20 protein-coding genes are annotated in these 20,485 nt (G+C 50.7%); 13 read left to right on the forward strand and 7 right to left on the reverse strand.

From position 1 onward, the window contains the following. Window positions 1–661 precede the first annotated feature (661 nt). The 6 genes from JTN23_RS14480 to JTN23_RS14505 all read left to right on the forward strand — a co-directional run bounded on the left by JTN23_RS14480 (window position 662) and on the right by JTN23_RS14505 (window position 6,825). Window positions 662–1,633, forward strand: coding sequence for an NAD(P)-dependent alcohol dehydrogenase (locus tag JTN23_RS14480; protein ID WP_247235569.1), 972 nt, complete (start codon window positions 662–664; stop codon window positions 1,631–1,633). Between the two features lie 1,015 nt (window positions 1,634–2,648). Next, window positions 2,649–3,203: a hypothetical protein gene (locus JTN23_RS14485; protein ID WP_247235570.1), complete on the forward strand. Its 555-nt coding sequence runs from the start codon at window positions 2,649–2,651 to the stop codon at window positions 3,201–3,203. Window positions 3,204–3,378: 175 nt separating this feature from the next. Continuing rightward, window positions 3,379–3,990: a DUF7010 family protein gene (locus tag JTN23_RS14490; RefSeq protein ID WP_247235571.1), complete on the forward strand. Its 612-nt coding sequence runs from the start codon at window positions 3,379–3,381 to the stop codon at window positions 3,988–3,990. Between the two features lie 8 nt (window positions 3,991–3,998). Next, the gene (locus JTN23_RS14495; RefSeq protein ID WP_247235572.1) at window positions 3,999–4,181 is read left to right on the forward strand and encodes a hypothetical protein; all 183 of its coding nucleotides are present in this window, start codon (window positions 3,999–4,001) and stop codon (window positions 4,179–4,181) included. A gap of 216 nt (window positions 4,182–4,397) precedes the next feature. Then, complete coding sequence (locus JTN23_RS14500; RefSeq protein ID WP_247235573.1) at window positions 4,398–6,116, forward strand: serine hydrolase domain-containing protein; 1,719 nt, start codon at window positions 4,398–4,400, stop codon at window positions 6,114–6,116. A 67-nt stretch (window positions 6,117–6,183) separates the two neighbouring features. After that, complete coding sequence (locus JTN23_RS14505; RefSeq protein ID WP_247235574.1) at window positions 6,184–6,825, forward strand: Crp/Fnr family transcriptional regulator; 642 nt, start codon at window positions 6,184–6,186, stop codon at window positions 6,823–6,825. Here JTN23_RS14505 and JTN23_RS14510 read toward each other — a convergent pair. Then, window positions 6,760–7,467, reverse strand: a complete 708-nt coding sequence (locus JTN23_RS14510; RefSeq protein ID WP_247235575.1) for a DUF4386 domain-containing protein — start codon at window positions 7,465–7,467, stop codon at window positions 6,760–6,762. The two genes, JTN23_RS14505 and JTN23_RS14510, sit on opposite strands and share 66 nt — an antisense overlap. Window positions 7,468–7,585: 118 nt before the next feature. Between JTN23_RS14510 and JTN23_RS14515 the strand changes: the two genes are divergently transcribed. Then, a complete protein-coding gene (locus JTN23_RS14515; RefSeq protein WP_247235576.1) occupies window positions 7,586–8,116 on the forward strand; it encodes a GNAT family N-acetyltransferase in 531 nt (176 codons plus the stop codon). Between the two features lie 52 nt (window positions 8,117–8,168). Here the strand turns inward: JTN23_RS14515 and JTN23_RS14520 are convergent, their stop codons facing one another. After that, complete coding sequence (locus JTN23_RS14520; RefSeq protein WP_247235577.1) at window positions 8,169–8,597, reverse strand: PH domain-containing protein; 429 nt, start codon at window positions 8,595–8,597, stop codon at window positions 8,169–8,171. Window positions 8,598–8,882: 285 nt separating this feature from the next. Between JTN23_RS14520 and JTN23_RS14525 the strand changes: the two genes are divergently transcribed. Beyond that, window positions 8,883–9,926, forward strand: a complete 1,044-nt coding sequence (locus JTN23_RS14525) for a sensor histidine kinase (protein WP_247235578.1) — start codon at window positions 8,883–8,885, stop codon at window positions 9,924–9,926. Continuing rightward, window positions 9,919–10,611 (forward strand): LytR/AlgR family response regulator transcription factor, encoded by a 693-nt coding sequence (locus JTN23_RS14530; protein WP_247235579.1) that lies wholly within the window; start codon window positions 9,919–9,921, stop codon window positions 10,609–10,611. The genes JTN23_RS14525 and JTN23_RS14530 overlap by 8 nt, the downstream gene beginning before the upstream one ends. A gap of 79 nt (window positions 10,612–10,690) precedes the next feature. Here JTN23_RS14530 and JTN23_RS14535 read toward each other — a convergent pair whose 3' ends face one another. The 3 genes from JTN23_RS14535 to JTN23_RS14545 all read right to left on the reverse strand — a co-directional run bounded on the left by JTN23_RS14535 (window position 10,691) and on the right by JTN23_RS14545 (window position 13,520). After that, window positions 10,691–11,854, reverse strand: a complete 1,164-nt coding sequence (locus tag JTN23_RS14535; protein ID WP_247235580.1) for a serine hydrolase domain-containing protein — start codon at window positions 11,852–11,854, stop codon at window positions 10,691–10,693. 44 nt (window positions 11,855–11,898) lie between these two features. After that, complete coding sequence (locus JTN23_RS14540; protein WP_247235581.1) at window positions 11,899–12,510, reverse strand: hypothetical protein; 612 nt, start codon at window positions 12,508–12,510, stop codon at window positions 11,899–11,901. Window positions 12,511–12,674: 164 nt separating this feature from the next. Then, window positions 12,675–13,520 (reverse strand): LytR/AlgR family response regulator transcription factor, encoded by an 846-nt coding sequence (locus tag JTN23_RS14545; protein WP_247235582.1) that lies wholly within the window; start codon window positions 13,518–13,520, stop codon window positions 12,675–12,677. A gap of 284 nt (window positions 13,521–13,804) precedes the next feature. On the opposite strand from JTN23_RS14545, the gene JTN23_RS14550 reads away from it, so the two are divergent. The 4 genes from JTN23_RS14550 to JTN23_RS14565 all read left to right on the forward strand — a co-directional run bounded on the left by JTN23_RS14550 (window position 13,805) and on the right by JTN23_RS14565 (window position 18,241). Next, window positions 13,805–16,132, forward strand: a complete 2,328-nt coding sequence (locus JTN23_RS14550) for a TonB-dependent receptor (protein WP_247235583.1) — start codon at window positions 13,805–13,807, stop codon at window positions 16,130–16,132. Window positions 16,133–16,171: 39 nt separating this feature from the next. Then, window positions 16,172–16,987: a DUF4249 domain-containing protein gene (locus JTN23_RS14555; RefSeq protein WP_247235584.1), complete on the forward strand. Its 816-nt coding sequence runs from the start codon at window positions 16,172–16,174 to the stop codon at window positions 16,985–16,987. Between the two features lie 13 nt (window positions 16,988–17,000). Continuing rightward, on the forward strand, window positions 17,001–17,537 hold the full coding sequence (locus tag JTN23_RS14560; protein ID WP_247235585.1) for a histidine phosphatase family protein: 537 nt from the start codon (window positions 17,001–17,003) through the stop codon (window positions 17,535–17,537). Window positions 17,538–17,617: 80 nt separating this feature from the next. Further along, window positions 17,618–18,241 (forward strand): hypothetical protein, encoded by a 624-nt coding sequence (locus JTN23_RS14565; RefSeq protein WP_247235586.1) that lies wholly within the window; start codon window positions 17,618–17,620, stop codon window positions 18,239–18,241. Between the two features lie 190 nt (window positions 18,242–18,431). Here JTN23_RS14565 and JTN23_RS14570 read toward each other — a convergent pair whose 3' ends face one another. Continuing rightward, window positions 18,432–19,310, reverse strand: coding sequence for a universal stress protein (locus JTN23_RS14570; RefSeq protein WP_247235587.1), 879 nt, complete (start codon window positions 19,308–19,310; stop codon window positions 18,432–18,434). Between the two features lie 201 nt (window positions 19,311–19,511). After that, a complete protein-coding gene (locus tag JTN23_RS14575) occupies window positions 19,512–20,255 on the reverse strand; it encodes a hypothetical protein (RefSeq protein ID WP_247235588.1) in 744 nt (247 codons plus the stop codon). Window positions 20,256–20,485 lie beyond the last annotated feature (230 nt).

Below are 20,485 nucleotides of genomic sequence, written 5' to 3' on the forward strand. Positions count from 1 at the left end.
ACGGAAACAGCCGGTGATGAATTTCTAAAAAATAATGTCGGCGGTCCCCCCTCAATGAAGGGCAGATTGCAGTGGAAAGACACATGTTCGTACAGAAGGCGATCTTTAGCAGATTCCGCTTTTGAAGCAGTGCCTGGTCCTTTTGTGGCGTAGTGCCACCAGACAGTGGTTTCAGTTTCGGAACTATTAATTGGGGCACCAGGTAGTACCCAGGCTGTACTAAGTTTCTATCATCAGTACAACCCTTGTCGTAGATCAGACATAATTTTTAAAAGCGGTGGAAGCAAAATAAGGTATATCAATAACAGGATGTATTGATTACGAAGAGCCTCAGGGGGAGTAGACTTAAAACGGTTGTAAAGGCAGTGTAAAGCAAGCCACCTTCATGAAGAACAGTTTCGTAGGAGCAGTATATTTATTAATAATAAATATACTCCATATCGCATACCAGGGATGCTATTGCCCCTCAGATGCTGACACTAATGTAGCATGAATTCCAATAAGTTACCAGCATATACCACAATTTATATCACAAATGAAATTTGTCTGTACAGGTGGATACTCACTTGACAACAAGCAGTAAAAAAAATATATTTCCTTTACATTTGAAGACTACTTTTTAACCCGATGCAAACCCCCTCTAACCCACCAACATTACCCAATGAAAGCAGCTATATACACACAATACGGCCCTCCGGAAGTGGTCAGTCTTCAGGAGGTTGACACACCTACTCCCAAAATCAGAGAAGTACTGATCAGGGTACATGCCACCACCGTCAACCGCACCGATAGCGCCATCCGAAATGCCGACAACCTCCTGACCCGCTTGTTCAGCGGACCTCTCAAACCCAGATTCAAAACATTGGGCAATGAGTTTGCCGGAGAAGTGGAAGCCGTTGGGCCGGAGGTTACCTCCCTCAGGATCGGGGATAAAGTATTTGGTTATAACGATACCCGCTTTGGAGCCCATGCCGAGTATATGACGATGCGGGAGAATGGAGCCATAACTACCCTGCCAGCCGGGCTATCTTACCAGGAGGCCGCCCCGATTACCGAAGGGGCACACTATGCTTTATCTAACATTCGAGCCGCTCGCATAAAAAAAGGGCAGAGGGTACTGGTAAACGGCGCAACGGGCGGCATAGGCTCAGCCGCCGTACAACTGATCAAGTACCTGGGCGCGGAGGTCACAGCGGTATGTAGTACTCCCTATATGGAACTGGTGCGATCGCTGGGAGCCGATGAAGTGATAGACTATACCACAACTGATTTTACGGCTCTTGATCAAACCTTTGACGTGGTATTCGATGCGGTAGGCAAGAGTTCATTTGACCAATGCAAACAACTCCTTACTGAAAACGGGATCTACCTTTCCACTGAATTGGGCCGCAATTCCGAAAATATTCTTCTGGCGCTTACCACTCCTTTACTAGGGGGAAAGAAAGTACTCTTTCCTATTCCCTCCATCAATCAGGATGACGTAAAGTTTTTCAAAGAGCTGATCGAGCAGAAAAAGTATAAGCCCGTAATTGACCGAACGTACCCGCTGGAACAAATCGTAGAAGCCTACCGGTACGTAGAGACGGGCCAAAAGATTGGCAATGTAGTGATTACCCTATCTGCTCAGGAGTAGGAATACCCTCTATGTACATACGGAAGTGAGCAAGCAGATACAAAATAAAAGTGCTAGATAAAGCTACAACCAGTTAGGGTTGAGCTTTATAGTACCGGTGCGGCACCAAAAGCACAAATGCCACCTGATGTGAAGCAGTTAGTCAACTACTTATCAGGTGGCATGTTCTGTTAAAGGTTGTCCTTAACAGAGAATATAAAGTGATGTGTGCATAGTGTGTGAACATGTACTTCCTAGGAAACACTGCTTTACACGAACTTTTACTAGGTATGGAATGGATATATGTAAACCTAACGCATCAAAGTTATACAACTTGAAAAGATACAATCAATACCGTAAATACGGTATTTTATAGTGGGGCCGTCACCTATCTAGCTTCTGTCATAGTGGTTAGAGAAAAATCACAATAAATACTGAAAATAAATAGCGTGTATAAAGTAAAGAGCTAAAAATTATTGATCCATTGCTCACTTATTTTATATCCAGTTGTGCAAGTAACCTGTATATAATTAAATTATCCCCCATATTTGAATAGTGCTACACCTAAAACATCACCGGGTATTTCAGAATGGAATGGGGTGACTGCGGTGCTTCTGAAGGTACTCTTATTGAAGGCTACAAATAAAAACGGCCTGCAATAAGTTATGCAGGCCGTTTCGAAATATCCACCCTCTTACAACCCCGTATTGCTACACCTATTGAGGTTGTAATTTGAATCTTCACAAGTATATCCTCAACTTGTCTATGCTGCAAAGAAATACTATCAGACGGTAGCTTTGCCTTTCAGGAGATACTCTTACCGTTGGATAAGTTTATATCCTTACTTCCAATCCTGTCTAGTATTATTGATATAGAGGCCCGCCTAACGAGTCCCTGAAAGTACCCCACTCCAGTCAACATCGCGTGGCCATAAAGTTGTCTGCATGGACTAGTGGAAGTAGGAGTCAGTAGTGCAGGGAAGCATGTACAGGTTAGTATAAGGAGGTAGTTAACTCAACTTTATCCAGATCAGCGTATGAACCATTATTCTACCAATAATAAACGTTTCCTGGTCATCGTAGTCCATTCCAGCGAAATAGGGCTGGCTTATGTGCAGGATGGAAAAATCTCTGACACCGCTTGTTTTAACTATTCCCAATCCCTGACTGGTTCGGCCTACTCCAACCCACTGATAACCGGGGTGTGGCCACAGGTACAGGCCTACTTTGATAAGGTGGACGACGTACTGGCGTATAATATGGTAGTTCATAAAACCAATCTCAGGGAGATGCTGACGTACCATGGGCTTGAACTACCCGAGAAGAAATACGTATGTGTATACTACTGGGCCAGGGCCGTACTGGGTATCACTTCTCTCCGATCGCTATACGAACTGATTGATGTACCTGGGGTCCCGACCAGCCCTGACGCTCCTCTTTACCAGACAGATACAGTACAGCGGGCCGAATTCATAGCCAGAATAGCCATATACCTCCAGAACATGGAGACATTCACGGCTCCCCTGCCGGAAGGAGGGGAAAGTACCACGGTACTCCCTAAACCGAGCCTGACCAAACAGGAAGTGTTTTAGTACCTGCCGACGGTGACTATCTGACTATTCAGCTTTTACACATTCTACCCGAGTTTTTCGATTAGGTACAATCATCTACAGTATTTATACTTGTACTGCAATTGGTACTGCCTTCCCCCCGGAGAGTAGCAGCAGATGCCAGTCACCCAAGTATACTACTTTCTGATACGTACCGATGAAATCGTTTGAGCAGCAGCGGGAGGAAATTATCCTCCTCAACAAGAATGGAGTTAATTTTCTGGTTGCAGCCAGTATCTGCTGGCTGATCATTACCGTGATCTGGTACCTCCCGTACAGCACGGTAAGCAGGGCCTACTTTACTTTCTATGCCAGCATGCCCATGCTGCCTCTGGCTTTCCTGTTCTCCAAGGTATTTGGTACCAGCTGGAAGATCCCTGATAACCCCCTCAACGATCTGGGACTATGGCTCAACCTGGCTCAGCTTTTCTACTTCCCGTTTATATTTATCATGCTGGGCCAGAATCCCCTGTACATGCCCATGGCCCTAGCCATTATTACGGGCGCTCATTTCTTCCCTTATGCCTGGTTTTACCAAAGTAAGGGCTTTGCCGTAATGGCAGGTGTAATTGCCATCGGTACTACTCTGATCGGTACGAGTACCCGACTGGACACCCCGCCCCTCTGGACGGGTCTGTTTATGGTGGTAAGTCTGTGGGTGCTTGCTCTGTGGGTTTATCGTGATTATAAGAAAGTACTTTACCACTCTACACTCTCATCCAGGGCACCGGCTGAAATGACAGCTCCTGGCATGAACCAGGTATTTTGATATACCTTATGCCCATCAGTGAGTCCTATCAACTCCCCGGGCGGGATGGAGGCAACGTTGCCATTGAGGCTCTCTCACTGCACGTCAACCCGGGTGGGATCGAGGGTTCCTATTTCCCCAGGTCCTTTACCGGCGGGCTAGAGGTGACTCCTGTAGTGTGCCTGATGAATACGGCCCTACGCTTTTACTGATTGTGACCAGACCTGGGTATCCGGCGGCCGTACTTTTATACTGGCAGCCCTGATCCATTGTACGGCTAAAAATAGACGAACCACTCACCCACTTCTCCAACCGTCTGCCCTTTTCAGCTAGCTAGTATTGCCGCACAGTCTTATCTTGTGCAGAATAAGCCGCTGCTATTCCGCGGTCAACTGCTCACTACGTACCAAATCCATCCAGCCAATCCTATGAAACCATTGGTCTACCCCCTCCTGCTGATTACCATGCTGGTATCTGGTATTCAGCTAGTACTGGCCCAGTCGTCCCCGTCGGCCGCCAGGATAGATTCACTCTTTGCGGAATGGAACAAGCCCGGTAAACCGGGAGCCGCCATTGGGGTAGTGCACCAGGGGAAGCTCATTTATGCGAAAGGATTTGGCGAGGCAGACCTGGAAACGGGGGCACCCAATTCACCCGAAACGGTTTTTCACGTAGCTTCCGTGTCCAAGCAGTTTACGGCTTACGCCATTGTGCTGCTGGCGGAGCAGGGCAAGCTATCGCTGAACGATGACATCCGCAAGTACCTGCCCGAGGTACCTGATTTCGGGAAGACGATTACCATCCGGCACCTGCTCAACCACACCAGCGGCCTGCGCGACCAGTGGAACCTGCTGGCTATGTCGGGACGGCGGTTGGATGATGTTATCACCAAGGACCACATTTTTAACCTCATTAAGCGCCAGAAGGAGCTGAACTTTGAGCCGGGCTCTACCTTTACCTACTGCAATACCGGCTATACCCTGCTGGCCGAAATCGTCAGCCGCATCAGCAAGCAGACCTTCCCGGACTGGATGCAGCAGAATGTATTCAAACCCCTGGGTATGAACAGTACCTTGTTCTACGATAACAACGAGCGGCTGGTCAGGGGACGGGCCTACTCCTTCCACATCACCCCGGGGGTAGGTACGTTCAGCAAGAGTCCGCTGAACTATGCCAACGTAGGTGCTACCAGTCTGTTTACAACAGTCAGCGATCTGGCCCGCTGGATCGACAATTTCCGATCACCAAAGGTAGGTACTCCCGCTACCATGACGCAGATGCTGGAAAAGGGACGAATTACCAAAGGGGATACCCTTAGCTACGCGCTGGGACTGTTCCACAACCAGTACAGGGGACTCTCTTTCTACGGACACAACGGAGCTGATGCCGGCTTCCGCTCGTTTCTGGCCTACTTCCCCAAAGAAGACTACGGGTTTATTATCCTCAGCAACCAGGCTGAGTTCAGCCCCGACCGCAAAGGTCTGGAGCTGGCGAACCTGTACCTGGCTCCTTACCTAAAGGAAGAGAAAAAGGTGGAGGCACCCGTAGCCAATGGCAACTATAAGTTCGATTCTACCCTGTTCCGCACCTACGCCGGCTCCTACGAGCTAGCCGAGGCGCCTGGGTTTGTCATTAAATTCCGTAGGGAAGGCGACCGCTACTTTACCCAGGCCACCGGCCAGAGCGAGGTAGAGATGTTTCCATCGTCGGACTCTACTTTTTTCCTGAAAGTTGTCGAGGCTTCCGTTGTTTTTCACCGTCCGAAGGCGGGCCCCGTGAACCGCATCACCCTCCGGCAAAACGGCAACCATCCGGGTACACGGGTGCAGCCGGTTAAGGAAGAGATAAGGCAGGAGCAGTACGTAGGTAAGTACTACAGCCCCGAGCTGGAGACCGTCTATACCATCGCCCGGGAAGGCGAGACACTCAAACTCATTCACGTGCAGCACGGTGAAGTACCTCTGAGAGTACTTCACCGCAACCGACTGCAGGCGCCCTGGTGGTTTGTGCAGAACATAGACCTGGTGCGGGACAGCTCCGACCGGATCATTGGACTCAGGATGAACAACGGCCGGGTGCAGAACCTGTGGTTCCAGCGCCTGAGTGACGATTTCGCTTCGGCCCAGCCACCGGTGGCTGGTAAGTAGGAAGAGTGCCTTCAGGTACTTATACCTGACATCCCCACTATCTTGATGACACCCAGCACGTGAAGAGATGGAACAGAAGATTCTGGATTACATAGCCAAGTATGTACCCCTTACGGTAGAGGAAAAGCAGGCGATTGTAAAAGAGCTACCTTACAGGACTTTTAGGAAAGGCACCCATGTACTGAGGCAGGGGCAGATTTCGAGGGAATGTTACTTCAATGTTCAGGGCCTTGTCCGGCAATATGAACTGGTAGATGGAGAGGAGAAAACAACCGACTTCTATTCCGAGGGAGAGGCCCTGGTTGCCTTTGACAGCGCCGCCAGGCAGGAGCCCAGTACTTTTAACTGGATTTGTGAAGAAGACACTACTCTGGTCATTGGACGGCTGGATCAGATTGAAGAGGCCTACGCTAAAAATCCTAAACTCGAGAAGATGTCGGCGTTGTTTATCAGTCAGGAATTTGGAAAGTACCAGCGACTAAGTTCTGCCCTGCTGACCCTTACCTCTGAGCAACGATACCTGCGGCTAACAGAGCAAAGGCCAGAGTTACTACAGCGTGTTCCCCAGTACCACCTGGCGAGCTACCTGGGTATAAAACCGGAAACGTTGAGCCGAATCAGGAGGAAGATCTCCCAAAAACAATCAGACACTACTCCCCGGAAGCAACACACTACTCCGGTGCCGGAGCCACAGCCAAAGTCCGAATGACAACTCGGCAAAGGTCATGGGAATAATGAAAACGGCAATGATAAGTACATGTAGCTGATCAAAATCGGCTGGGAGAAAACTGACCAGGCTATTCATACTGTACCCAATACCGGCTACCAGCATCAACCTGACCAGCCATTGCGGAACACCATTCGTTTTTCGCATAAGCATAGCCAAAAGTACTAGGTGGAACCCAAAGAAAATAAGTCCCACCCCAAACCCGAAGTGGTGCATTTTCAGAAACAACATGGCCTGAGTAGCGTACATGCCGGTCTGACCAGGCTCGGCACCCACCGCCGAAGAATAAATATCCGAGGCAACTAGCAGTCCGGCTACTGCTACTCCTTTTATTGCCACATACACCAGCCGCAGGCTTGTCATCAGGAAGGCCAGCGGGCTATGAAGCGACTGAAACATTACATAAAACGCAACCGCCAGGACAGCATCTAACAACGCAATGATGATCCAGGCAATGATACCCAGTAAAAATAATCCGGGAGACTCCTGAACAGTAGTAAAGGTCAGCCGGGGATCCTCCAGGTTGATTAGCTGACCGCGTACTACTGCTTCGGCAAAAACGCCAAGGAAAAACATGATGATAAAGATGCTACCTATTAGTCTGGCCAGTGTCTGTGTTTTCATTAGGTATGGGTGGGCTGGTACGTTCTGACTTTCTTATCGTCAGTAAAAATGCCGGATAAAGCCTACGATGTCATTGACTTAAATCAATAAAGAAGAAATACCCTGTTATACATCAACTATGGCGTCCTCTCCTGATAACATAGTACTACGCCCCGCCACGCCGGCTGACCTACCACTCCTAAGGCACTGGGACGAGCAGCCGCATACAGTAGCCTCCGACCCACATGATGACTGGAACTGGGAAGAAGAGCTGTACCGGCAACCGCCCTGGCGTCAGCAACTGATCGCGGAGCTTGACGGACGCCCCATCGGATTTATCCAGATCATTGACCCGGCTCAGGAAGACTCCCACTACTGGGGAGAAGTACCTCCGCACCTGCGCGCCATTGATATCTGGATTGGCGAAGAGCAGAACCTGGGCAGAGGCTACGGCACACGGATGATGGAGCTGGCTAGTAAGATCTGCTTTGGTGATCCGCAGGTAGAAGCCATCCTGCTGGATCCGCTGTCTTCGAACCATAGAGCCCACCGTTTCTACGAACGACTGGGCTTCCGGTATGTGGAGGAACGGGTTTTCGGCGAAGATGCCTGCTATGTCTACCAACTCGACCGGACGCTGTGGGAGCAAGGGAGCTCTCCTTCCAGGTAACTCAGCAGCCGGAAGTAGTAAATACCTTCCGGCTGCTTGTATCTACCGATACTTAGTTCATGACCAGTAGGGCCCGGGAGGGCATTTGGTAAAGTACCTGGGAGGACAGCTTAACCAGTTTGGTAATTTGCTCGCTTTCGTTGGTAACTACTACGGTGTACGTACCATCCGGCACATCGGCAAAGTTCAGCTTCAGCCAGTATTTTTGCTGCCGTTTGGTTAATAATTCTTCGTAGAGTACCTCACCTCCTTTGTTGAGCAGCCTTACGCGTACCCGGCACCCGAGGTCTTTTTCTACCAGCACATTCAGTATCTGGGAACGAATGGACTGGTACATCCCGACCTGAAAGCCGGGACGTCTGGGCGCAGTAGTGGCGGAGTCGGTCTGTGTGGTTGACGGTACAGCTCTCCCTGCCAGAGCGGGTAGTGATGCAAGTACACTGAGTAGGGTCATCATCATGGTAATAGATAACTTTTTCATAGAGATTGATTGGTTAAATGGAATGTGTGCTTTACGTAAATCTGCCTAAACTGGGTCCTTTTAATGAGAAGAAACTGCCTCTCTTTCATGGGCTTGTGTGTTTGCTCTATCCAAGATTAGGCAATAAAAAGGAGCTCCCAATGCTGGTATCAACGGACAGCGGGAGAGGGTCTACCAACGACAGAAACTGGCGTATAACTACCATTCGTTGACGAAAAATGGCCTTCTGTTGACGATGGGGTCAGCGGGTGGCAGGTATGTGAAAAATATCCCGTATTTAGCGGTATGAACCTTACTTTTGATAGAGAGCGCTTTCTGTTTTACCTGCGGATCGGGGGTCTGTTCCTATTGATGTGGCTGTTTATCGAACTGGCCAACTACCCGCATACATTTGTACCCCGGGTCTGGAACAACCTCTGGCGATGGAGCTACGTAACGGTACTCAGCTTTATCCTCTTTGAGTACACGATCCCCTTTATACGCCTAAGCTGGAAGCGGATACTGGCCGGCTTATTCCTGCTGTTGGTACACCTGATGCTGTACTCCTTCGGGCTGTATGCCTGGCGGCAGATTGGCATCTGGCTACACATCTACACGCCCCTGGCGGATTATCACCGAATCAGTAGAGGGGTAGAGACCCAGATGTCCTACAGCGCCGGAGCTATATTCTTTTACGGAATCAGCCGCCATATCTTCGGGTATATGCAGCTGAGACAGGCCGCCCAGCAGCTGCGCATTGAGAAGCAACAGGCTGAGCTCAGCTATCTCAAGTCACAGACCAACCCCCACTTTCTGTTCAATACGCTCAACAACATCTACTCCCTGGCCCGCGACAAATCAGACCTGGCTCCGGAGTCTATCCTGCGCCTGTCCAAAATCCTGCGCTTCATGCTGTACGAGACGGGCGGCCAGTACATCGCCATCGAGCAGGAGCTGAAAATCATCAGTGACTACATAGCCCTGGAACAGCTCCGGTACGATGAATCGCTGCGGGTCAATTTTAACTACGATGTGGATGACCTGCGCCAGAGCCTGCCTCCCCTGCTGCTGATCCCGCTGGTAGAAAATGCCTTCAAGCACGGGGTGTCCGAATCAAGAGGAGAGCCTTACGTCCACATTCATCTGTCGGTAAAACAGAGGCAACTGGACTTCCTAGTAAAAAACTCCATTGAAGCGTATCAGGTGGAACGCGGGGTGAAGGAAAATATTGGGCTCTCGAACCTTCGCCGCCAGTTGGAGCTCCTCTATACCGACTATACCCTGTCGGTTGTGCAGGGGAGTGATGCCTTTACCGCCACGTTACATATCAACCTGTCCAGCCATGTCTAAACTACGCTGCATAATCATTGAAGACGAGCCCCTGGCCGTTAAAGTACTTACGGACTATATTTCACAGGTACCCTTCCTGGATCTGCGGGGCAGCTTTCGCGACGCTATTATGGCTACGGACTTCCTGCGGCAGCATACGGTAGACCTGATGTTTCTGGACATTCACCTGCCCCGGCTCAAAGGCATGGCCTTTCTCAAAACCCTGACGCACCCGCCGGCGGTGATCATCACCACCGCCTACCACCAGTACGCCGTCGAAGGCTTTGACCTGAACGTGACGGACTACCTGCTGAAGCCCTTTGAATTTGAACGTTTTCTGGTGGCCGTCAATAAAGTAAAAGCCCCGGAAGCTACCCATCCCCGGCTATCCGAAGGCCTCGACTCTAAAGACTACCTGTTTCTGAACGTGCAAAAGAAGAAGGTAAAGATCCTGTTTTCGGACATCCTGTACATCGAAAGCCAGCGGGAGTACATCAAGCTGGTGACCACCCGCACTACCTACCTTTCCAAGATCAGTACGCACGAAATAGAGACCCTGCTCCCCCCCCAGCTGTTCCGGCGTGTCCACCGGTCGTTTATCGTATCTGTCAGCCGGATTGACTCCTTTACTGCCGAATACGTAGAGGTACTGGGCGTTTCCATTCCCATTGGTCGGGGGTACCGGGATGTACTGGATCAACTGTAACGGCGGAGGGGTAACTAAGGCAAAGGGCGCCGGTACGTAGTTACCGGCGCCCATATCTGCTGTTCCTTCAAAGTACTTCCTACTGCGTAACCACCCGCGCTATCTCTTTGTAATCAGCAAAGGCCAGCCTTAGCGGATACGACGTTACATTCATAGCCCCGACGACGGTAATATCCTGCTCCGGAAAATAGAACATAAAGGAGGAGGCCCCAAACAGGTCACCCTCGTGACCCATAGCCGACCCATACGGCGTAGAGACAAAGCTGAGTCCCAGACCATAACCGGGAAAACCATCCCAGCCAATCAGCCCGTCGGGAATAGGTACCGACTCTTTCATCAGTTCCAGTGTCTCGGGCTTGAGCAGATTACCCTTGAAAAGCGCCTCCGCAAACTTCATCAGGTCGTGGGCGTTACTGATGCCGCCACCACTGGTAAAGTCAAGAGCTCCCTCCTTGGCCGGTACAAAGGGTACTTTCAGCTCAATGATCTTCCCATTGGCCTGCAGGTCCATGTACTTCTTGGGTAGTCCCTCGGGGCGGGTCCTGTCACTCAGGTAGGTATTGCGCAGTCCCAGCGGTACCAGTATCTCATCCTCAATCACCTGGTAGGCTGACTTACCCGATACCCGCGCCATGATCACCCCCACAAAATCAAGTCCCGACGAGTACTCCCAACTGGTGCCCGGAGCGAAGCGAGGTTTCTGAAGAATCTTCAGCCAATCGTCCAGCGACTTGGCTTCAATGGGTGTATGATTGAAATAATCGAGTGTAGACACCGTGAAGTTGTCGTTGCCAATGCCGCTGGTGTGATTCATCAGTTGCCGGATCGTGATCTTGTCGCCATGAGGTATACCTGCAAACTCAGGCAGGTACTTGATTGCCGGCTCGTCAATATGAAACAGCCCCATTTCGTGCAGTTTCAGGGCCGCCGCCGCCGTAAAGGTCTTGGTGATACTGGCCATGTAAAACAGGTTGCAGGGCTTCATCGCTACGTTACCGGCCAAATCGGCCTTACCGGCAGCGTCCACCCACAGGCCATGCTTATCCCGCACGAGCAGGATGGAGCCGGGTAAGCCTATGCGTTTCCACGATTGCAGAAACTCGTGGTACACCTGGTGCTTGGGATGGGCGGTACCCAGGCCTGGATCAGTAACAGCGCAATCGTAGACGGCAGGAGCTACCTCTATTTCTTTTTCGCAACCGGTAAGTACTGCGGTCGATACACAGCAAACTACGGCCAACATATAGGTTGGATTTAAATATTTCATCGGATGTAGATCGGTAAGGCTTAATTAAAAGGATAGAATTTGGCTCCTACGTGGAACAGGGTATGCGGTAGGGCCGGGAAGGTATTCTCGGGTGCATAGGGCCACTCCACCAGCAGCTGGTACCGGGTGAAAACGGTAACGGGATTGGGGGAATGACGGTGAATGGTGTACCCCAGGTTCAGCTCAAAGGAAGGGGCCAGCGCCGATTTTCCCCAATCGGTCGCCTTCTGGTACTCTCCGCCTTCCAGCTGGTACACCTGAATCGGGTAGACGGAATGGCTATACCCCAGCCCCAGTGCCGTACCCACGTGCAGGCCGCCTGCTACCCGGTGCTGATACCCCAGGGTCGCCAGCAGGTGGAGGTTGTTCTGGATATTTTTGTGGTAGAAATAGCCCAGGGTACCATTCAGACTAACGGTACTACGGGTGGTTTGGCGCAGGGTGTACGAAGTACCCACACTAAGTCCGGGGTGGATGGGACTTTTGACCAGTTGCGTGGAAGGAAGCGCCCACGCTTCGCTGAAAACGGAAACCATAAGGGGCCACTTTCGCGGCTCCCGCTCACGTGACTGGGCACGGACTGCTACGAAGCAATGGCTAAGCAACAGGCAAAGGATAATTGTTTTTTTCATGGCTTGATACTAGTTTAATTCGAGGGCAAAATTACGCCTCCTACTTATTATCAACTAGTTACCAAGCACACATGCAGGAAAAACTAACCCAAAAGCAGGAGAATGACCTGCCAGATCAGGAGATTTTGGGCTAAAAAACAGCCGCCATCCAGGAGGAAGAAGCCTTAGATGGTCACTAGTTTGTTCTTAAAGTCAACGCTGCGGTTCTGACTGACGATGATTTCCTCGGCACTCTCCGCGTGTAGCCGCAGGATCAGCTTTCCGCTTTTCTCCGCCTCAAAGCCTTTCACTTCTTTCAGGTTGACAATCGTGTTCCGATTCACCCGGAAGAAATAGTCGGGTAGGGTTTCATCCAGGGAGTTAAGGGGAGTATTGAGTACCGAGCTGGTACCATCTTTCAGGTAAGCCACCGATACGCCGTTCTGCAACTTTATAAACTGCATCTCATCGCGGTCCAGCAGGGTGTACTTGCTACCATTGCCAACCAGTAGCTTACTGGAAGCCCAGGCTGGCGGTTGATTCTCTTCCGGTAGGTCCATAGGTACTCCCAACGGCTCCGGCGCGGACGATTTCAGGTATTTATGAATAAGGGTAGCTATGACAAAGACCAGATTCTGAATCAGGATCAGCAAAGTACCCAGCAGAAGGTCCACCTGGAAGATCAGGGACTTCTCCAGCCGGAAAGACTCCGCGTAGTATAGCTCCATATACCCAACATACAGGGCCAGCAGCAGGAAGATGGGCAAAAATCCGGAGAGCAGGGCCTGGCAGACCAGGCGCCTGGTAAAGTGAGTACCCCAGGGCAGTGTCCGGTCCAGGAGCTGATAACTATACTGAATATACGTCCATATAATGGACCCGATGATCAGGGCAAAAATCAGATCAAAGTAAAAATCGCGGTGGCCCAGATAGTCCCACAACGGCAACGGGCGTCCAACCTGTAAAAACACCAGCGCCTGCAGGGGTATGAGCAGGTACTTCAGTCTGTTTAGGTAGTTGTTATTTTTCATCGGCTCTTTGTCGTTACTCCATGAGCAAGTGGTGTAAAGATAGTAAGCTTTCCGCTGAAAAAACACCCGCTGGCCCCTCAGCCGCTCCTTTTGCCTGCTTTGGCGATAGTGCCCCCGTAGTACCACACCTCCTACTAAGTACTTCCATCCAAAGTTTCATCGGCCGATTTAGCAGGTTAATCAGTCCGATTTTCGGTTTCAGTAAACCTCGTTTCAACCACTGGAGGGGTAAGGTGCATCTTTGTAGCACGAATAATCTGTTTTCTTATCCAATTACATAAGCCATGAAAAAAATTTCCGTTCTCTTACTGCTGCTCATACCGCTGGTCATGCAGGCCCAGCACCGCTTCACCATCAGTGGTAGCCTCAAAGACGCCAAAAATGGCGAAGACTTGATTGGCGCCACGGTAGGTGTGCAGGGAGGTACCTCGGGTACTACTACCAACGCCTACGGCTTTTACTCCCTAACGTTACCGGCTGGCAAGTACACGCTGGTGTACTCTTACATCGGCTACACTACCCAAACCCGCCAGATTGATCTTAAAGAAAATAGTACCCTCAATCTGGAACTGGCAGGCAGCGATGTACACCTGCAGGAGGTGGTCGTCAAAACCAAAAAGGAAGATGCCAACATCCAGCAAAACCGGATGAGTGCCGATGTACTACCCATCGAAACCATCAAGACCCTGCCCGCCTTTATGGGTGAGGTGGATGTGCTCAAAACCATCCAGCTACTACCGGGAGTGCAGTCAGGTGGCGAAGGTACCTCGGGCTTTTACGTACGCGGTGGCAGCATCGACCAGAACCTGATCCAACTGGACGAGGCGCCGGTCTACAATGCCTCGCACCTGCTGGGCTTTTTCTCGGTTTTCAATGCCGATGCCATCAAAGATGTAGAGATCTACAAGGGGGGTATACCGGCGGAGTACGGCGGACGCCTGGCCTCGCTGGTAGACATCCGGATGAAAGAAGGCAATAGCAAACGCTTCGGGGCCTCGGGGGGTATAGGTACCATTGCCAGCCGCCTGACCCTGGAAGGCCCGATCGTAAAGGACAAAGGCTCGTACATCATTTCGGGCCGCCGGACCTACGCGGATATGTTTCTGAAGCTAAGCTCCGACGAAAACATAAAAAATAACAAGCTGTACTTCTACGACCTCAATACCAAGCTCAACTATAAGTTTGGCGATAAGGACCGCCTGTTCATTTCGGGCTACTTTGGACAGGATGTATTCAAGTTTAAGGAGGTAATGGGCATGGACTGGGGCAACGCCACCGCCACAGTTCGCTGGAACCACCTGTTCTCCGACAAACTGTTCTCTAACTTTACCGCCATCTACAGCAACTTCAACTACCAGGTTGGTATGCCCAGCGGGAACACCGCGTTCAGCTGGAAATCCAATATCGAGGATGTAAGCCTGAAAGCTGACTTCTCCTACTTCCCCAACAACGCCAATACCCTCAAGTTCGGGATCAGCTCTACGTACCATACCTTCAAGCCCGGCGAAGTAAAGCCCGCCTCCGATAACTCGGTAGTGAAAGAGCTACTGCTTGACCGGAAGTACGCTCTCGAAAATGCGGTATACCTAAGCAATGAGCAGGAGCTATCGCCCCGACTCTCGCTGACCTACGGACTGCGTTACTCGTTCTTTCAGAACATAGGCGGTCGGGTGTACGATTACGACGAGACGGGCCAACAGATCGTTGGGGTAGTGGATTATGAGCGTACTCACATCTATAAGACGCAGGGTGGCCTGGAGCCCAGACTATCGGCCCGCTTTATACTGGATGGCAGCAGCTCGCTGAAAGCTTCTTACAACCGCACCATGCAGTACCTGCACCTGGCCTCCAACGCCACCTCTACGACTCCTCTGGATGTATACGTACCATCGGGCAAGTACATCAGGCCCCAGTCGGCCAACCAGGTGGCACTGGGCTACTTCCACAACTTCCGTAGCAATACCCTGGAAGCCTCGGCCGAAGTATACTACAAGAGCATGAACAACCAGATTGATTTTCGTGATAACGCCGACCTGATGTTTAACAACAACATTGAAGCCGAAATCCTGGCGGGTACCGGCAAAGCCTACGGACTGGAACTGATGGTAAAGAAGCAGACGGGCCAGCTGACCGGCTGGGCCAGCTACACCCTGTCCCATACTGAGCGTACCATCGAGGGGATCAACAACAACCAGCCTTACCGCGTACGTCAGGACAAGCCGCATAACCTGTCGCTGGTACTTTCCTATAAATTGTCCGAAAGGCTGACCCTGGGAGCCAACCAGGTGTACAGCAGCGGCAATGTGGTGACCATGCCTTCGGGCTCATTCCGCAACGGGAACATCATAGTACCTATCTACACCGAACGCAATGGCTACCGCCTCCGCGACTACCACCGCCTGGATCTGTCCCTGACGCTGAACGGAAAGAAGCGCCCCGGCAGGAAGTACGAATCGAGCTGGAACTTCTCACTGTTCAACGCCTACGGCCGCAAGAACGTCTTCTCCATTCAACTGGACCAGACCGAGGAAATACCTGCCAGCATCAACGCCAAGGAGATCTCCATCGTGGGTGCACCCATACCCGCCGTTACCTACAACTTTAAGTTCTAAGTACTCTCTCTTTTAACTACGATATAACTAAGCAAAGCCATGAAGAACATCACTGCAATCCTATTAAGCCTTCTTACCCTGGCACTGACCAGCTGCGAAACCCCGGTAGAACTGGACCTGGAACAAAGTGAGCCAAGGCTGGCGGTAGAGGCCACCATCACCGACCAGCCTACCCTGAACCAGGTGAAGCTGCACCTATCAGCCCCCTATGCCAAAAACCTTGAGCCGCAGGCGGTAACCGATGCACAGGTAGACCTGGTGGACAATACCGGCACCAGCACCTCCTTCACCCACGAAGGCCATGGTGTCTACAAGCCAGTCGGCAAGTTTACAGGAGTAGTTGGGCATACCTATACCCTGACCATTCGGGCCAATGGTAAAACCTACACCGCCACCTCTACGCTGCACCCGGTAGCCCTTCTGGATAAGGTTACCTATAAGTACGTAGACGGTAGGAATGATAATCGGGGCCGGAAGGAAGGCTACTACATCTCCACGGCCTTCCGGGATAGTGCCGGAGTAAAGAATTACTACAAGCTGAATATCGCCGTCAATGGTCAGCTGAAACAAAACGAAACCCGCGACATCATCATCACCGAAGATAAGCTATACGATGGCTCTTACCTGGATGATATACAGGTTCCTGTCACCTTCGCCAAAAATGATGCATTGGAAGTAAGCCTGCTGTCGCTGACCAAGGAAGCCTACGAGTTCTACAACGCATTGCAGGGACTATCAGGACAGGGAGGACTTTTTGGTCGCAATCCGGCCAATCTGCCTACCAACATCAGCAACGGGGCCGTGGGCTTTTTCTCCGCCAGTGCCGTCTCTACCCGGTCTATAATCATTGAGTAGCAAACGGTAAGCCATGAAGGTAGGTCTGATCAGGCACTTTCCGGTCGAGCACGAGTACCTTAAGGGGCTGGTAAGCCAGTCCCAGGTACTGCAGTGGTTTAATGGGTATAATAGTGCCCCCCTGCAAAGCCGGCAGGTGGATGTTGGTAGCTGGTGGGACATCTGCTATTCCAGTGAGCTTCCCAGAGCCAGACAGACCGCCGAGGCTATCTACCACGGACCTACTATCACTACCACTCTGCTCAATGAGCCCGTTCCGGATCCACTTTTCAAATACAATGTCAGACTGCCTTTTATGCTGTGGGCCCTGCTGATCCGGCTGGCTCTTGTTTACAACCACCCTACGCAGTCACACCGAAAAGAAGTACTGGAAAGCCGGATCAGGACGTGGTTCATTGAGCGTCTTGAGCATCAAAACGGAAATATCCTTATAGTCAGCCACGCTTTTACCATGGAAGTACTGAGCCGGCTGCTCGTGAAGGAAGGCTTTACCGGGAAGGTCCTGAACAGGCCCCCGAACGGAGTACTGTACACTTACGAACGGCCATAATCATCCACATCAAGTACCTAAATACTACCACCATGCTATACTCATTCACACACCAAAATACACTGCCCCTACTCCAGCCTTTGAACGGACTGAAAATCATTCAGAACAGAGAGCCCTCCTTTATGGCAGAAATCGGGCAAACAACCATCGGTGAAGCCGAAAATCGCTTTGCGGCGGGTCATAAAGCCTATGTTGCCTACCTCCACGGAAGGCCAGCGGCCTTCGGCTGGGTAGCTACCCAAAGCGCCCGCATCGGGGAACTGAACCACGAGTTCAGGCTCCCGCCCAATCACCGATACTTATGGAATTTCAGGACACTGGTTGCTTACCGTGGGCTGGGGATCTATCCGCATTTACTCCGGTTTATAATGACAATTGAGCTGGCTGAGGCCGAGTACCTGTGGATCATGCACGCCCCTGAGAACACGGCCTCGGAGCGGGGAATTCTTAAAGCAGGATTTACCCTGACTGGTCAGGTGTCGGTCATCAACGGAAGTGAAGTACTATTTACGACTGAGAGCCAGTCACAGCCCCTGGCAGAGGTACTTAATACCTTTGGCTTCCAAAAGTCTGAAGAGCAACCCGCCTCCTGCTGGAACTGCAGTAGCCCTTATCTCAAGAACAGAACCCCATCCTGCTGCTGTGCGCCTAAGAACAAGGAATGCACCCGCAACCTATATGCGCAGGCGGAGCTGGTATTGTGATATTATACTGGTAGTAACGAGATCGAGTAAAGGAACGACCTCGTATGCTCTACTCACTAAACATATGGAGGCGTCTGGATGATAAAGTCCAAACGCCTCAACTACTTACTTCCCTCCTGTTAAATGCGTTCTAAATAGTATAGGCTTACTAAGTAGCATACTACAAACGAGTATGTTATACCGGCTACACTTACAGGGGCAGGAATGGAATGTATTCCTCCTGTGGGGCTTCCTGCTGTACAGGCTCAACAACCCGGTCATAGAGTGTCAGCAAAGGCACCCGGGGATGGTAGGCGATCGAACGGGTCAGGCTGTTGCCCAGGAGCACATCCCATATGCTTTTGTGGTGAGGCAGCATAACCAGCATATCTACCCGGCAGGCGTCCAGGTAGTGGTTCATCCCCTGCAACACATCCTCATCGGTAATGGTAGCGGTTTCTATTTTGATACCTGCAAAGTTACTCAAGAGGTACTGGCGTATAGTTTCCTCCGCAACGGGGGCGGCCTTCCGATCGGCTTCTACATGAAGAAGTGTCAGCTGTGCCTTCTTACGAGCTACAATATCTTTTAGTAAAGCAAATGAAAGAGCGCTAGTAGCCGGCTGATAGTCAGTAGCCAGCACCACCTGTTCAACCTGACCAGCCGTGGCCGTAGCAGGCACAACCAGTACGTTAGTAGTAGCATGACGAACTACGCCCGTAGCTACACTTCCTAACCGCTCACTGATCCCGGAGCCAGTAGCTCCTACTACAACCAGGTCAAACGGCTCCCGCGAGAGTTGCACTTCCAGGGCATTAATAGGTCCTCCCGGAAGTACCTCAATACGAAAGGTATGCTGCTCAGATATAGACTTCTTCTCCACTTCCTGACGCAGCTCAACGATGGAGTCCTGCGCTAGTTGCCAATAGTTGATAGCTGTATAAGACAGTCCGTACGCCACTTCGGCTTCTACCGGAAAGGCATTCAACAAACAAAAGTCAACGGGAGTGTCGGCAAAAAGTTGCTGGGTATAAACAATAGCCTGACGCGAAGCATCAGAATAGTCGGTGAGGAGCAGGATCTTATACATAGCAGTAAGTGGTTAGAGTGGTCAATTCAGGTTGGAAGTACTTGCTGTAAAACAGAAATCAATACCCCAAAGTACCTACCTTTTATCCTTACCGGCTATGACTGGAGTCATACCCATATATGACTTTCACTACCCCTATACCTGCCTGATGCTACTGTACGAAAAATGGCCTTGATCTGCCTGACCGGAAGTAGCATCTGATCAGGGCAGCGGGCGCTTGGAAATATACACTACGCCCCGGCCCCCTTTACTGTTACAAAATGAAAAATCAAACCCACGACCACATACCGCATCGGAACCTGCTACGTAAAGACGCTCCTTCGAGTCCAGGTACAGGCTATTGAGCTGGTGGAGCCGGGGCAGGTCAATGCGGCGACCACCTGATGTGATTACTCCGGGTGTTTCGAAGGGCCCAGTGGTAGCCGTAGGTCCATCCCGAAATACCCGGTTGATTGTATAGGTAGTATCGTTGCTGGTGGTAACCGGATTGATTTTGAATCGTATTCTGGGTGACGAGGTATGCAGGCTTTCAAATACAGCGTTCCGCTTCCCGTAGCGCTGCCAGGTTAATCCCTCGTCTACACTGTATTGCTCTGCATTCACCAGATCACTGTATGCGTTTCCATTCATTTCTTGAATGTTCCTGAGTCCGTTCATGGTGAAGAGAGTGTCCTGCAAAGCAACGACACCAAATATACCAGTTGATTGGCTATGTACCTGTTGCCAGGTTTTTCCCTGGTCGGTCGAGCGGAATAGCTCATACATGGTTGAGATGATCAGCGTGTTATCCCAGTCGCCCCAGATACTTTGGATCGGCTTATCAATGGGTGAGGTAATGGTGTACCAGTCAGGGTACTCAACGGGAGCATCGGGTACGGGCTCCTGATCCATACGGATACACGAAAAGGTCAGTACGATCAGGGATAAGGAAAGCAGCTTTCTCATGGCAGGTGTGCAAGTATGTTTTGTGAGCAAAATAGTTTGATTGATCCAAAAATGGAAGTAACCCTATACTATTTAATATTAATTTTATAGGGTTACTCTCTGGCTCCGGAAGTTCGCTCCTGCGGCTATTAGCCCGTCAGAAAGGATCAGGAAAATTTTTAGCTTTAAAAAGCTACTATTAAAAGCGTTAGAAACAGTAGACAATCCATACCTGAACACTCTATGAAGTA

Source organism: Telluribacter roseus (assembly GCF_017355915.2).
Taxonomy (GTDB): Bacteria; Bacteroidota; Bacteroidia; order Cytophagales; family Spirosomataceae; genus Telluribacter.

What these genes read in the sequence shown, in the direction of transcription:
- JTN23_RS14575 (WP_247235588.1), bottom strand. Translation starts at nt 20,255, where the DNA reads ATGAGAAAGCTGCTTTCCTTATCCCTGATCGTACTGACCTTTTCGTGT.
- JTN23_RS14535 (WP_247235580.1), bottom strand. Translation starts at nt 11,854, where the DNA reads ATGTTGGCCGTAGTTTGCTGTGTATCGACCGCAGTACTTACCGGTTGC.
- JTN23_RS14540 (WP_247235581.1), bottom strand. Translation starts at nt 12,510, where the DNA reads ATGAAAAAAACAATTATCCTTTGCCTGTTGCTTAGCCATTGCTTCGTA.
- JTN23_RS14495 (WP_247235572.1), top strand. Translation starts at nt 3,999, where the DNA reads ATGCCCATCAGTGAGTCCTATCAACTCCCCGGGCGGGATGGAGGCAAC.
- JTN23_RS14485 (WP_247235570.1), top strand. Translation starts at nt 2,649, where the DNA reads ATGAACCATTATTCTACCAATAATAAACGTTTCCTGGTCATCGTAGTC.
- JTN23_RS14515 (WP_247235576.1), top strand. Translation starts at nt 7,586, where the DNA reads ATGGCGTCCTCTCCTGATAACATAGTACTACGCCCCGCCACGCCGGCT.
- JTN23_RS14530 (WP_247235579.1), top strand. Translation starts at nt 9,919, where the DNA reads ATGTCTAAACTACGCTGCATAATCATTGAAGACGAGCCCCTGGCCGTT.
- JTN23_RS14505 (WP_247235574.1), top strand. Translation starts at nt 6,184, where the DNA reads ATGGAACAGAAGATTCTGGATTACATAGCCAAGTATGTACCCCTTACG.
- JTN23_RS14480 (WP_247235569.1), top strand. Translation starts at nt 662, where the DNA reads ATGAAAGCAGCTATATACACACAATACGGCCCTCCGGAAGTGGTCAGT.
- JTN23_RS14570 (WP_247235587.1), bottom strand. Translation starts at nt 19,310, where the DNA reads ATGTATAAGATCCTGCTCCTCACCGACTATTCTGATGCTTCGCGTCAG.
- JTN23_RS14560 (WP_247235585.1), top strand. Translation starts at nt 17,001, where the DNA reads ATGAAGGTAGGTCTGATCAGGCACTTTCCGGTCGAGCACGAGTACCTT.
- JTN23_RS14525 (WP_247235578.1), top strand. Translation starts at nt 8,883, where the DNA reads ATGAACCTTACTTTTGATAGAGAGCGCTTTCTGTTTTACCTGCGGATC.
- JTN23_RS14490 (WP_247235571.1), top strand. Translation starts at nt 3,379, where the DNA reads ATGAAATCGTTTGAGCAGCAGCGGGAGGAAATTATCCTCCTCAACAAG.
- JTN23_RS14550 (WP_247235583.1), top strand. Translation starts at nt 13,805, where the DNA reads ATGAAAAAAATTTCCGTTCTCTTACTGCTGCTCATACCGCTGGTCATG.
- JTN23_RS14510 (WP_247235575.1), bottom strand. Translation starts at nt 7,467, where the DNA reads ATGAAAACACAGACACTGGCCAGACTAATAGGTAGCATCTTTATCATC.
- JTN23_RS14545 (WP_247235582.1), bottom strand. Translation starts at nt 13,520, where the DNA reads ATGAAAAATAACAACTACCTAAACAGACTGAAGTACCTGCTCATACCC.
- JTN23_RS14520 (WP_247235577.1), bottom strand. Translation starts at nt 8,597, where the DNA reads ATGAAAAAGTTATCTATTACCATGATGATGACCCTACTCAGTGTACTT.
- JTN23_RS14555 (WP_247235584.1), top strand. Translation starts at nt 16,172, where the DNA reads ATGAAGAACATCACTGCAATCCTATTAAGCCTTCTTACCCTGGCACTG.
- JTN23_RS14500 (WP_247235573.1), top strand. Translation starts at nt 4,398, where the DNA reads ATGAAACCATTGGTCTACCCCCTCCTGCTGATTACCATGCTGGTATCT.